This is a genomic window from Micromonospora sp. WMMA1976 (assembly GCF_027497335.1).
Taxonomy (GTDB): domain Bacteria; phylum Actinomycetota; class Actinomycetes; order Mycobacteriales; family Micromonosporaceae; genus Micromonospora; species Micromonospora aurantiaca.
On the sequence record NZ_CP114912.1, the window covers coordinates 5,239,019 to 5,251,430 of the forward strand.

Consider the following 12,412-nt stretch of genomic DNA (forward strand, 5'->3'; position numbering starts at 1 on the left):
AGCTCAGTCGTCCAGGCCCCGCTCGATGGCGTACCGGGTCAGCTCGACCCGGTTGTGCAACTGGAGCTTGCCCAGGGTGTTCTGCACGTGGTTCTGCACGGTCCGGTGGGACAGGCCCAGCCGGTCGGCGATCTGCTTGTAGGACAGCCCCTTGGCGACCAGACGCAGCACCTCGGTCTCCCGTTCGGTGAGTCGGGGTGCCTCGTCGTGCGGGGCGGCCGGCGCCGCGGCCAGCCGCCGGTACTCCCCCAGCACCAGCCCGGCCAGGCCGGGCGTGAACACCGGCTCACCGGCCGCCGTGCGGCGCACCGCGTCCAGGAACTCCGCCGGCGCGGCCGACTTGATCAGGTAGCCGGTGGCGCCGGCCTTGACCGCGTCCAGCACGCCCTGCGGCTCGCCGCTGGCCGACAGCATGAGCACCCGCACGTCGGGCAGCGCGGCGCGCAGGCCCCGGATCACCTCGACGCCGGAGATGTCCGGCAGCTGGAGGTCGAGCACGACCAGGTCGGGACGGGCCGCCGCGGCCACCCGTACCGCCTGCCGGCCCTCGCCGCTGGTCGCCACCACCTGGTGGCCCGCCTCGGTGAGGTCCCGGGCCACGCCCTCGCGCCACATCGGGTGGTCGTCGACCACCATCACCCGGATGCTCACCCGCGGCTCCTCGGCACGACCAGCTCGATCTCGGTGCCCGCGCCGGGCGCCGACACGATCCGCACCTCACCGCCCAGGTCGGCCACCCGGCCCCGGATGGACTGCGCCACCCCGAGCCGCCCCTGCGCGGCGGCCTCCGCCAGCCGGCCCTCCGGGATGCCCGGCCCCTCGTCGCGTACCGAGACGGTCACCGTCTCCTCCTCGTCCTCGATCAGCACCCAGGCCCGCCCGCCGGCGTGCCGGGCCACGTTGTCCAGCGCCGCGCCGACCGCGGCGCCCAGCTCACCGGCGGCCCGCGCCGGCAGCGGCACCGGTGTGGCGGGCGCGGACACCACGACGGTGGCCGAGGCGTACCTGTCGATCAGGTCGCGCAGGTCCTGCTCGTCCCCGCCCGGGTCCGGCGGCGCGCCCGCCCGGCCGATCAACGCCCGCAGCGCCGCCTCCTGCTCGCCGGCCAGCCGGGCCAGCTCGGCCGCCTCGCCGTCCAGGTCCGCGCCGCGCCGCCGGACCAGCGCGAGCACCTGGAGCACCGAGTCGTGGATGTCGCGGGCCAGCCGTTCCCGCTCGCGGGTGGCCGCCTCCAGCTCCACCGCCCGCTGCAACCGCTCCTCCGCCTGCACCGCCAGCCGCGCCACGTGCCCGACCACCACGCCGGCGAGCAGCATGAGGATCGCGCCGGTCAGCGCGGACGGGCTGATCCGGTCCCGGGTGGCGAGGTCGGCGCCGCCGAGGACGATCGCCGCCACCGCGCCACGTCGCCGCCCGCCGGAGACCGCCCAGGCCAGCACCGGCCCGGCCAGCCAGGCGGCGGTCAGCATCGGCACCCCGGCGGCGAGCGCCGCTCGGCCCACCACCCAGGGCGTGACCAGGATGATCGCCAGCACCACGCCGAGGTCGGCCAGGAGCAGCGGCCAGCGCCGTCCGGCCGGACGGCCGTAGCCGGCCGCCGTCACGCCGCTCCACGCGAGCATCGCCAGCAGGACACCGCCCGCGGCGACCGGGTGCGCGTAGCTGCCCGCGTCGCGCAGCACGACCAGTCCGACGTACGCGAGCGCGGCGAAGCGGAACACCGCTATCGATCGCCAGAAGGGGCCCTCGAGGCCGGAGGACGACGGCATGTGCGCCACCCTGTCACAGCCGGTCCAGGGCACCCCGGGCGGTGCGGGCCGAGAAACCCTGACGTACGGTGGAAATGCCGCGAAAGTCGTCGAGAACCATCGTCGGGACGGGGTCATGACAGACGCAGAACTCCCCGCACCGCGTACGGTTGTGCCCATCGAACCTTCCCTGCTTCTCGCCACCGCCTTCGACCAGGCGCAGGTGACCGGGCTGCGGCACTCGGTCACCTCCTGCGCGCACGGTTCCGGCCTGTCCGGCCAACGGCTGGACGACTTCGTGCTGGCGGTCAACGAGCTGATCACCAATGCGGTCCGCCACGGCGGCGGGCAGGGCTGGCTACGGCTCTGGGAGCGGAACGGCGAACTGGTCTGCGAGGTCGCCGACCACGGGCCCGGGATCAGCGAACGGCGGCTGCGCGACCGCGAGCGGCCCGCGCCGGACACCGCCGGCGGCTGGGGCCTCTGGCTGGCCCGGGAGCTGAGCGACACGATGGAGGTGGAGAGCGGCGAGGCCGGCACGGTCGTCCGGATCACCGCCGCGCTCGCCACCCGCCAGCCCGTCACCGGCCCGCCGGACGGCTGACCCCGCCGCGGGCGTCAGGCGAACAGGGCGCTCACCGACTCCCCGTTGTGGATCCGCCGCATCGCCTCGGCCAGCGCCGGCGCCACCGACAGCACCTCCAGCTTCGGCACCCGCTTCTGGGCCGGGATCGGCACCGTGTTGGTGCAGACGATCTCCAGGACGCCCTCCTGCGCGCTCAGCCGCTCCAGCGCCCCGCTGGAGAACAGGCCGTGCGTACAGGCCAGCCGGATCGAGCGGACCCGCCGCTCGCGCAGGTGCGAGATCAGCTCGATCACCGTGCTGCCCTTGGCGATCTCGTCGTCCAGCACGATCACGTCCCGGTCCGCCACGTCACCGATGATCGTGCTGATCTGCACCCGGTCGTCGCTGAAACGCTGCTTCGCGCCGGCCGCCACCGGAGTGCCGAGCATCCGGGCGAACGCGGCGGCCTCCTTGGCGTTGCCCAGGTCCGGCGAGACCACCACCGCGTTGCTCAGGTCGTACCCCTTGAAGTGGGCGGCCAGCTCGCGCAGCGCGTGCAGGTGGTCCACCGGGACGCTGAAGAAGCCGTGCACCTGCGGCGAGTGCAGCGTCATGGCCAGCACCCGGTCCGCGCCCGCGGAGGTGAGCAGGTCGGCGACGAGCCGGCCACCGATGGAGATGCGCGGCGCGTCCTTCTTGTCCGACCGGGCGTACGCGTAGTGCGGCAGCACCACGGTGATCCGCGCGGCCGACGCACCCCGGGCCGCGTCGATCATGAGCAGCAGTTCGACCAGGTGCTCCTGCACCGGCGGCACCAGCGGCTGGATGAGGAAGACGTCGCGCTCCCGGCAGTTCGCCTGCAACTGCACCTCAAGGCAGTCGTTGGCGAACCGGGACACCCGCACCGGGTGCAGCGGGACGTGGAGGTGGGCGCAGATCTCGGCGGCGAGGTCGGGATGGGCCGACCCGCTGAACACGGCAATGTCACGCACGTCTGATGATCGTACGGGCCGCCGGAGGGAGACGGTGGACGCTCGCGGCGGGTACGGTGCTGCCGTGACCGCAGAGTTCGTCGCCGCGATCGACCAGGGCACCACGTCCTCGCGCTGCATCGTCTTCGACCGGGCCGGTGAGATCGTCGCCGTGGCCCAGCGCGAGCACCGGCAGATCTTCCCCCGGCCCGGCTGGGTGGAGCACGACGCCGAGGAGATCTGGACGAACGTCGAGCACGTGGTGCGCGAGGCGCTGGCGAGCGCCGACATCGGCACCGAGTCGCTGGCCGCGGTGGGCATCACCAACCAGCGCGAGACCACGGTGGTGTGGGACCGGGAGACCGGCCGCCCGGTGGCGAACGCGATCGTCTGGCAGGACACCCGCACCGGCCCGCTGCTGCGCGAGCTGACCGAGACGTACGACGAGGAGCGGCTGCGGGCCCGCACCGGCCTGACCCCGGCCACCTACTTCGCCGGGCCGAAGCTGCGCTGGCTGCTCGACCACGTCGACGGGCTGCGCGAGCGGGCCGAGCGCGGCGAGGTGCTGTTCGGCACCATGGACAGCTGGCTGATCTGGAAGCTGACCGGCCGGCACGTCACCGACGTGACGAACGCCAGCCGCACCATGCTGATGGACCTGGCGACGCTCGACTGGGCCCCGGAGCTGCTCGACGCGCTGCGCGTCCCGGCCGCCGTGCTGCCGGAGATCCGCAGCTCGGCCGAGGTGTACGGCACCGCCCGGGGGGTGCTGGCCGGGGTGCCGGTGGCGAGTGCGCTCGGCGACCAGCAGGCGGCGTTGTTCGGGCAGACCTGCTTCCAGCCCGGCGAGGCCAAGTGCACGTACGGCACCGGCAGCTTCCTGCTGCTGAACACCGGTGCCAGCCCGGTGCCGTCGCGGCACGGCCTGCTCACCACTGTGGCGTACCGGATCGAGGGCCAGCCCGCCGTGTACGCGCTGGAGGGCGCCATCGCGGTCACCGGCTCGCTGGTGCAGTGGCTGCGCGACAACCTCGGCCTGATCTCCTCCGCCCCGGAGGTCGAGGAGCTGGCCCGCACCGTCGACGACAACGGCGGCTGCTACGTGGTGCCGGCCTTCTCCGGCCTGTTCGCCCCGCACTGGCGCAGCGACGCCCGGGGCGTGATCGCCGGGCTGACCGGCTACATCACCAAGGGCCACCTGGCCCGCGCGGTGCTGGAGGCGTCCGCGTTCCAGACCCGCGAGGTGGTGGACGCGATGAACGCCGACTCCGACGTGGCGCTGCGCCGGCTGCGGGTCGACGGCGGGATGACCGGCAACGAGCTGCTGATGCAGTTCCTCGCCGACGTGCTGGACGTGCCGGTCGTCCGGTCCCGGATCACCGAGACCACGTGCCTCGGCGCCGCGTACGCCGCCGGCCTCGCGGTCGGGTTCTGGCCCGACCTGGCCACGCTGCGGGAGAAGTGGCGCTCGGACGCGCAGTGGGAGTCGACGATGGACCCGGCGCACCGGGAGCACGAGCTGCGCCAGTGGCACAAGGCGGTCCGGCGCACACTCGACTGGGTCGACTGAGCGTCAGGCCCAGGTGTTGCCGGTGAGCTTCTCGTACACCTCGACGTAGCGGGCCCGGGTCGCCTCGATCACCTCGGCCGGGACCTCCGGCGCGGGCGGCTGCTTGTCCCAGCCGCTCGACGTGGCCCAGTCCCGCACGTACTGCTTGTCGTAGGAGAACTGGGCGCGGCCCGGCTGGTACGACTCGGCCGGCCAGAACCGGGACGAGTCCGAGGTGAGCACCTCGTCGCCGAGCACGAGCGTGCCGTCCGCCGCCCAGCCCAGCTCCAGCTTCGTGTCGGCGATCAGGATGCCCCGCTCGGCGGCGATCTCCGCGCCGCGCCGGTAGACGTCGATGGTGATCTGCCGCAGCCGCTCCGCGACCTCCGGCCCGACCTTGTCCACCACCTGCTCGTACGTGATCGGCTCGTCGTGCTCGCCCTTGGGCGCCTTGGTCGACGGCGTGAAGATCGGCTCGGGCAGGATCGACGCCTCGACCAGGCCGCGGGGCAGCGGCACCCCGGATACCGAGCCGGTGCGCTGGTATTCGGCGAAGCCGCCACCGGTCAGGTAGCCCCGGGCCACGCACTCGACCGGCACCATCTCCAGCCGCCGGCAGCGGATCGCCCGGCCGGCGAACTCCGCCGGTACGTCCGTCGCGGAGATCACATGGTTCGGCACCAGGTCGGACAGCTGCTCGAACCACCACAGCGACAGCGCGGTGAGCAGGCGGCCCTTGTCCGGGATCGGGGTCGGCAGCACCACGTCGTAGATGGAGACGCGGTCGGAGGCGACCAGAATCAGGTCCTCGCCGTCGGCGTAGACGTCCCGGACCTTGCCCGAGTGCAGAAGTTCCACGGCGCTAGTACACCATGACCGGCGCGGACCGCCCGGCGCGCCCACCGCCGTCCCGCCCGGCGTTGACACCCGGCCGGGGGCCGGTGAAATGATCCGTCCACCCCACCTTCGGAGAGAGACGCGTGCGCGCTGTGCAGTCCATACCCCGTCCCGGGATCGACCGGCGACGGTTCCTGGGCGCGCTCACCGGGCTGCCGCTCGCCGCCGGCGGGCTGCCGCTGCTCACCGGGTGCAGCCCGGAGGAGGTGGCCGCCGACGAAGGCCCGATCGAGCTGTCCGTGTTCTGGTGGGGCGGCGCCCGCCGGGCCGCGGCCACCGAACAGGCGCTGCGGCTGTACTCGCAGCAGAACCCGCGGGTCAGCTTCCGGGTCACCTGGCAAGGGCTCAGCGGCTACTACGACCGGCTCGCCACGCAGGCCACCGGCGGGAACGCGCCGGACCTGTTCCAGATCGACGACACCCTGCTCGCCGAGTACGCGGGCCGGGACATCCTGCTCGACCTGACCCGGTACGTCGCCGACGAGCGGCTCGACCTGCGCGAGGTGCCGGAGCAACTGGCCCGCTACGGCCGGGTGGACGAGCGCACGGTGGGCGTGCCGGCCGCGCAGACGAGCGCGGCGCTGGTGTTCAACCGCCGGCTGCTGCGCCGGCTGGGCCAGCCCGAGCCGCGTACCGGGATGTCCTGGAAGGAGTACGCGAACTGGGCCGCCCGCTTCACCCGCGCCTCCGGCAACCGGGTGGCCGGCACCATGGACGCCTCCGGCGACTACCGGGCGTTCTGGCTCTGGCTACGCGGCCAGGGCAGCGAGCTGTACCAGGGGCGGCAGCTCGGCTTCAGCTCCGCCGAACTGCTCGCCTGGTTCGAGTTCTGGGAGGTGGCACGCTTCGACCGGGCCACACCGAGCGCCGCCCTGGTCGAGCAGGCCGACAGCGGCGAGCTGGCCCGCCAGCTCGTGGTCACCGGGCACACGGCGGCCTCCTTCGCCTGGTCGCACCAGCTGCCCGAGTTGCAGAGCCTGACCGACGACGAGCTGGGCGCGGTGGCCTTCCCGGGTACGCCGGCCGCCCAGTGGCCCCGGGCGTCGATGTACTGGGCCGGTTTCCGGGGCACCCGCCACCCGGAAACCGTGGTGGACGTGCTCGACTTCCTGACCACGAACGTGGCGGCCGGCCGGCTCCTCGGCGTCGAGCGCGGCCTGAACGCCAGCAAGCAGGTGCGCTCGTTCGTCGCCGCGGAGGTGACCGGCCGGGCCGAGAAGCGCATGGCCGCGCTCGGCGCCGAGCTGGACGACCTGGCCGGCCCGTCGCCCGCGCCGCCGCCCAAGGGGCACGCCGCGGTACGCACGCTGCTGATCGAGGCGGCCGAGAGCATCCGCGGCAAGCGGGCCGGAGCCCGTACCGCCACCTCCCGATTCATGGCCCAGGCGAACGCCGCCCTCGCCGGCTGACCCACCCCTCCCCCCCACCCCGCCCGGCGTGGGCGGGGTGGGCCGGGGATCAGCGCGGGGGGCGGTTGCGGCGGTTGCGCGTCAGCAGCACCACCAGCAGCACGATGCCGCCGACCACCACGAGGCAGCAGAGCAGGCCGAGGAAGCCGAAGCCGCCCCGGGAACGCCGGCGCGCCGCCTCCACCACGATCTCGCCGGTGCCCGACGACGCCCAGGCCGCGACCGGCACGAAGACCGACAGCACGACCGTACCGAGGACCGCGCCCAGGCGGCCCCACCACTTGTTCCATGCAGACATGACCCCATCCTCGCCGAAGCCCGCAACCGGGGCACGGCGGACAGTGCGGATGTCGCCGGACACGGCGAAAGGCCCCGGAGAGAACTCCGGGGCCTTTCGTGACGAGTAGCGGGGACAGGATTTGAACCTGCGACCTCTGGGTTATGAGCCCAGCGAGCTACCGAGCTGCTCCACCCCGCGTCGGCTCGTAAAGCTTATCGCACTCCGTTCCTGGAGATCAGCCGGGGCCCCGGAATCCCCTCCTCGGGCGCCGCACGACGATCCGACGTCTCGCCGGGCGAGGTCGAGCCCGAGACTCTCTGGCCGAAAACGATATGCCTGAGAGTCATAACTATGACTCTCAGGCATACGCGTCTCGGGACTTCTCTTCCGCCGGGCCGGTCGCGGAACGTGACCAAGGCGTGCGAACCCGCACATGGGTGCGCAGGGCACCGGCGAGAACGGCGAAGGCCCCGGAGAGAACTCCGGGGCCTTCGTCACGAGTAGCGGGGACAGGATTTGAACCTGCGACCTCTGGGTTATGAGCCCAGCGAGCTACCGAGCTGCTCCACCCCGCGTCGGCTCGACAACCGTAGCGCACCGACCCGGGGAGGCGCAAAACGGGTACTCAGTCAGGGCGAAGAACGCCCGGTCCGGGATCGTGGTCGGGGTCGCGGCCGGGAGTCCGTCTGACGACACGAGCCCGTGGTCCGGATGACCGTTGCAGTCCCGGACCACGGGCTCGTGGTGTCAGTTCGGCGTCAGCCGCCCGGTGACGGCGCGGGTGACGTCGGCGCCGGTGGCGAGACGCTGCCCGACGGCGCCGGGTTGCCCGAGCCGTTCGCCGCGGCCTGGGCCTGCTGGAACGCGCTCATCGCCTCGTCCAGCGCCTTCAGCGCACGCCCGTACCGCTCGAAGTCGCCGGACGCCTGCGCGGCCTTGACCTCGCCGATCGCGGTCTGCACCCGGGCGGCCGCCTGGGCCAGCTCCCCGCTCATCGGCGGCGTGTTGTTGTCACCCCCGGTCGGCGACGGCGTCGGCGTCGGCGTGGGGTTGTCGTCGGTGCTGGGTGGCGGGTTGGTGTTCGGCGCCCGCTTGCCCTGCTCGACGAGCTGCTTGATGCCGTCGCCGAGGTTGTTGGCGAGCACCACGTACGAGCCGCCGTCACCGTAGGAGAGCAGCACCTTCTGCAACAGCGGGTACGCGTCCTGGCTGCTGCTCTTCACGTACACCGGCTCGACGTAGAGCATGCCGTCGGCGAACGGCAGCGACAGCAGGTTGCCGTACTGCACCTGCGCCTGGTTGGAGGAGAGCAGGTTCAGCTGCTGCCGGATGTCGCCGTTGTTCGTCATCTGCTGGTGCACCTGGGTCGGACCGGAGATCCGGGTCTGGTCCGGCAGCTCCAGCACCTCCAGCTTCGGCTGCCCGTCGACGTACGACCCGGAGACCAGCGCCGCGAGGTTCTGCCGGCCGTTCGGGGTCACCGCCGAGGTCAGCTGGAAGCGTGGCCCGTCCTGCCCGGGGAACTGGGTGAACAGGTAGTACGGCGGCTGCTTCTGCCCGCTGTCCGGCGCGTCCGGCACATTCGGCACCTGCCAGAAGTCCTGGCCGGAATAGAAGTCGCCGGGGTCGGTGACGTGGAACTTGGTCAGCAGGTTGCGCTGCACCTTGAACAGGTCGGCCGGGTAGCGGAAGTGCTCGGCCAGCTCGGCCGGAATGTCGCCCTTGGGCAGCACCAGGTCCCCGCCGAACGCCTTGTTCCACGCCTTGAGCACCGGGTCGGTGTCGTCGTACGAGTAGAGCTTGACCGTGCCGTCGTACGCGTCGACAGTCGCCTTCACCGAGTTGCGGATGTAGTTGACGTTCTCCCGGGCGAGCTGGAACGTGCCCCGGCCGGTCAGCTCGTCGGTCGTCTCGGCCTGGAGGTTGACCCGCTCGGCGTACGGGTAGGTCGCCGCCGTGGTGTAGCCGTCGATGATCCACAGCACGCGCCCGTTCACCACCGCCGGGTACGGGTCGCCGTCGAGCGTGAGGAACGGCGCGACCTTCTCCACCCGGTCGCGCGGGTTGCGCACGTACAGCAGCTTCGAGTTCTCGTTGACCGCCTCGGAGAGCAGGAAGTTCGACTCCTGCTCCTTGATCGCGTAGAGCAGCCGGCGCGGGAACGAGCCGATCTTGACGCCACCCTCGCCGGTGTAGGTGTAGTACTGCTCACCGCCGGTGGAGGTGGGCCGGTCGAACTCGACGTTGCGGTCGCCGTTCTGCCCGACGATCGCGTAGTCGCTCGCCTCCATCCGCTCGCCGTAGTAGATCCGCGGCTGCTGGGCCGGGATCTCCTCGGTCGGCGAGGAGCACGCCTCCTGCGCCTTCTCGCCGAGGTAGCCGGAGACGAAGTACGGCTGGCCGCCGCAGACCACCTGGTTCGCCGGGGCGGCGACCAGGCCGTATCCGTGGGTGTAGACGGTGTGCCGGTTGATCCAGTTGCTCTGCTGGTCGGTCAGCTCGCCGTAGTTGATCTCACGGACGCCGACCACGTAGTCGGAGGTCTTGTCCTTGACCGAGTACCTGTCGATGTCCAGCTTCGAACCGAAGTCGTAGAAGCCGCGGACCTGCTGCAGCTGCGTGTACGTCTCGGAGACGAGCTGCGGGTCGAGCAGCCGGATGTTCGACACCACCGAGGTGTCGGTGGCGAGGCTGGCGGGTGGAACGAGGTTGCTGGCCGCGTACGGTGTGGTCTTCGTGCCGTCGAGACCGAACGCGGACCGGGTGGCCTTGATGCTGCGTTCGATGTACGGCGCCTCCTTGTCCCGGGCGCTCGGCTTCACCTCGAACGTCTGCACGGCCCACGGGTAGATGCCGCCGATCGCCACCGCGGAGACGCCCAGCAGCGCCAGCGAGATGCCCGGCCAGACCAGGTTCCGCATCACCGCGTTGGAGAACACGATGATCGCCAGCGCCACCACGATCGAGATCCAGGCGAGGATCTCCTTCGCCGGGAGCAGCGCGTTCACGTCGGCGTAGCCGGCGCCGTAGAGCTTGGCGCCCTCGTTGTACTCCAGCAGCATGGCCCGCCGGTCCAGCACGTAGGCGACGGCCTTGAGCAGCACGAACACGGCGACCAGCGAGCTGAGGTGGGCGCGGGCGGCGTTCGTCATCCGGTCGCCGACGCCCTGGAGGCGCACGCCGCCGAAGATGTAGTGCACGGCGAGCGCGCCGAGCAGCGACAGCACCACCGCGGTGAAGCCGACGCCGAGCACGTAGCGCCAGAACGGCAGCTGGAAGACGTAGAAGCCGACGTCGACGCCGAACTCCGGGTCCTTCACGCCGAAGTCGCCGCCGTTGCGGAACAGCAGCCACTGGCCCCAGCGGCTCTGCGCGGAGAGGCCGGCGAACAGCCCGACGACGGCGGCGGCCAGCGCGATCCAGGTGCCGAGCCGAGGGCTCAGCAGCATCCGGTAGCGCTCCAGGGTGGCCTGCTCGGCCGAGTGCGGGCGCATCTTGGGCCGCAGCCGGTGGGCCAGCCAGAGATTGCCGCCGACGAGCAGCGCCATGCCGGCGCCGACCACCAGGAACAGCAGCAGGCGGGTGGCGAGCACGCCGGTGAAGACCTGGGTGTAGCGGACCTCGTCGAACCACAGCCAGTCGGTCCAGGCGTTCACGCCCCACCCGAGGAGGGTGAACAAGATGAACACCCCGATCAGGACACCGATGGTGACGCGTCCGCGCCGGCTCATCCTCGGTAAGGGACTGCTACGCATGACCACTGTTGGCTCCGCACGCTCGATGTGATCGGCTCCGACCAGGCACCAAGAGTACGGGGTGTTCCTGAGCACGTCGGGTCAAGGTCACGTCACGATCCGCGCCGTGACCGCCGCCCGGCCCGCGTCAGCAGCGCGTCGGCTGTCCCCCGGCCCGCAGCGTCTCGAGTGCCGTCAATGCCTCACTCAGCGTGGCGACCTTCAGCAGCGGCAGGCCCGGCTGCGGGTTGCGGACCGCCTCGGCGCAGTTGTCGGCGGGCACCAGGAACGCCTTCGCGCCCGCGTCCTTGGCGCCGACCAGCTTCTGCGCGATACCGCCGATCGGGCCGACGCGACCCTCGTCGTCGATGGTGCCGGTACCGGCGATGATCTTCCCGCCGGTGAGGTCGGCCGGCTCCAGCTTGTCGATGATGCCGAGCGAGAACATCAGCCCGGCGCTCGGCCCGCCGATGTCACCGAGGTCGATCTTCAGGGTGAACGGGTGCGGCTGCTGCTGGTCGATCTCCACGCCGATGCGCGGCCGGCCGTCCTGCTCACGGCTGGTCACCGTGGCCGTACCCGGGGTGCCGCCACGGGTGTAGCCGATCGTCAGCGCGGTGCCCGCCGGCTTCGCCCGGATCAGCTCGGTGAGCTTCGCCGCGCTCGTCACCGGCACCCCGTCGACCGAGGTGACCACGTCGTCGGGGCGCAGCACGTCGACCGACGGGCCGCCCGGCGTGACCGCCTTGACCAGCACCTTGATCGGGTAGCCCAGCTCACGCAGCGCCGCCGTCTCGGCGCTGGTCTGCGAGTTCTGGAAGTCCTCCGCGTTTCGCTTCTCGACCTCCTCCTGCGACTCCCCCGGCGGGTAGACCAGTTCCCGCGGCACCACCGCCTCGTCCGAGGAGAACCATCCGGCAAGCGCCGACCGCAGCCGCACCGTCGGCTGCACACCGACTGTGGTGAGCCGGAGCTGACCGGCGGAGGTGGACGTCGCGCGGCCGGTCACCTGGATGACCTCCTTGCCGTCCTCGCTGCCCAGCGTGTTCACGGTCGGACCCGGGCCGAGCACCACGTACGGCAGCGGCACACTCAGCACGCCGATGCTGAGCAGGGCGGTGAGCAGGGCACCGAGGAGGACGGTCACGCCGCGACGTCTCATGGGCCAGAGCGTACCGATCCGTCCCCTGCCATCCGGCGCGGTGACCGGCGGACTTCGCCCTCAGCGCAACGCCGAGTGGCACGACCTGCGGCGGGGC

At 71.9% G+C, this 12,412-nt stretch carries 10 protein-coding genes and 2 tRNA genes; 3 read left to right on the forward strand and 9 right to left on the reverse strand.

Translation table 11 applies throughout. The annotated features are described in order from the left end of the window. Window positions 1-3: 3 nt before the first annotated feature. Complete coding sequence (locus tag O7546_RS24035) at window positions 4-636, reverse strand: response regulator transcription factor (RefSeq protein ID WP_194800717.1); 633 nt, start codon at window positions 634-636, stop codon at window positions 4-6. An 11-nt stretch (window positions 637-647) separates the two neighbouring features. Next, window positions 648-1,769 carry a DUF5931 domain-containing protein gene (locus O7546_RS24040; protein ID WP_194800486.1) on the reverse strand — a complete coding sequence of 374 codons (1,122 nt, stop codon included), beginning with the start codon at window positions 1,767-1,769 and terminating at the stop codon, window positions 648-650. 115 nt (window positions 1,770-1,884) lie between these two features. Between O7546_RS24040 and O7546_RS24045 the strand changes: the two genes are divergently transcribed. Beyond that, a complete protein-coding gene (locus O7546_RS24045; protein ID WP_194800485.1) occupies window positions 1,885-2,352 on the forward strand; it encodes an ATP-binding protein in 468 nt (155 codons plus the stop codon). Window positions 2,353-2,366: 14 nt separating this feature from the next. Here the strand turns inward: O7546_RS24045 and O7546_RS24050 are convergent, their stop codons facing one another. Next, complete coding sequence (locus tag O7546_RS24050) at window positions 2,367-3,305, reverse strand: ribose-phosphate pyrophosphokinase (RefSeq protein WP_194800484.1); 939 nt, start codon at window positions 3,303-3,305, stop codon at window positions 2,367-2,369. A gap of 64 nt (window positions 3,306-3,369) precedes the next feature. Between O7546_RS24050 and glpK the strand changes: the two genes are divergently transcribed. Further along, entirely contained in the window at window positions 3,370-4,854 is a 1,485-nt protein-coding gene (gene glpK, locus O7546_RS24055) for a glycerol kinase GlpK (RefSeq protein WP_269697615.1), read from the forward strand. Between the two features lie 3 nt (window positions 4,855-4,857). On the opposite strand, the gene O7546_RS24060 is transcribed toward glpK, so the two are convergent. Continuing rightward, window positions 4,858-5,691, reverse strand: a complete 834-nt coding sequence (locus O7546_RS24060) for a phosphoribosylaminoimidazolesuccinocarboxamide synthase (protein ID WP_194800482.1) — start codon at window positions 5,689-5,691, stop codon at window positions 4,858-4,860. 122 nt (window positions 5,692-5,813) lie between these two features. On the opposite strand from O7546_RS24060, the gene O7546_RS24065 reads away from it, so the two are divergent. Further along, window positions 5,814-7,139: an extracellular solute-binding protein gene (locus tag O7546_RS24065; RefSeq protein WP_281600071.1), complete on the forward strand. Its 1,326-nt coding sequence runs from the start codon at window positions 5,814-5,816 to the stop codon at window positions 7,137-7,139. Between the two features lie 49 nt (window positions 7,140-7,188). Here the strand turns inward: O7546_RS24065 and O7546_RS24070 are convergent, their stop codons facing one another. The 5 genes from O7546_RS24070 to O7546_RS24090 all read right to left on the reverse strand — a co-directional run bounded on the left by O7546_RS24070 (window position 7,189) and on the right by O7546_RS24090 (window position 12,315). Continuing rightward, window positions 7,189-7,437, reverse strand: coding sequence for a hypothetical protein (locus O7546_RS24070; protein ID WP_091422247.1), 249 nt, complete (start codon window positions 7,435-7,437; stop codon window positions 7,189-7,191). Window positions 7,438-7,543: 106 nt separating this feature from the next. Further along, window positions 7,544-7,617, reverse strand: a tRNA-Met gene (locus tag O7546_RS24075). Window positions 7,618-7,920: 303 nt separating this feature from the next. Then, a tRNA-Met gene (locus tag O7546_RS24080) sits at window positions 7,921-7,994 on the reverse strand. A gap of 183 nt (window positions 7,995-8,177) precedes the next feature. After that, window positions 8,178-11,174 carry a UPF0182 family protein gene (locus tag O7546_RS24085; protein WP_269697616.1) on the reverse strand — a complete coding sequence of 999 codons (2,997 nt, stop codon included), beginning with the start codon at window positions 11,172-11,174 and terminating at the stop codon, window positions 8,178-8,180. Between the two features lie 127 nt (window positions 11,175-11,301). Then, on the reverse strand, window positions 11,302-12,315 hold the full coding sequence (locus O7546_RS24090; RefSeq protein WP_194800479.1) for a PDZ domain-containing protein: 1,014 nt from the start codon (window positions 12,313-12,315) through the stop codon (window positions 11,302-11,304). Window positions 12,316-12,412 lie beyond the last annotated feature (97 nt).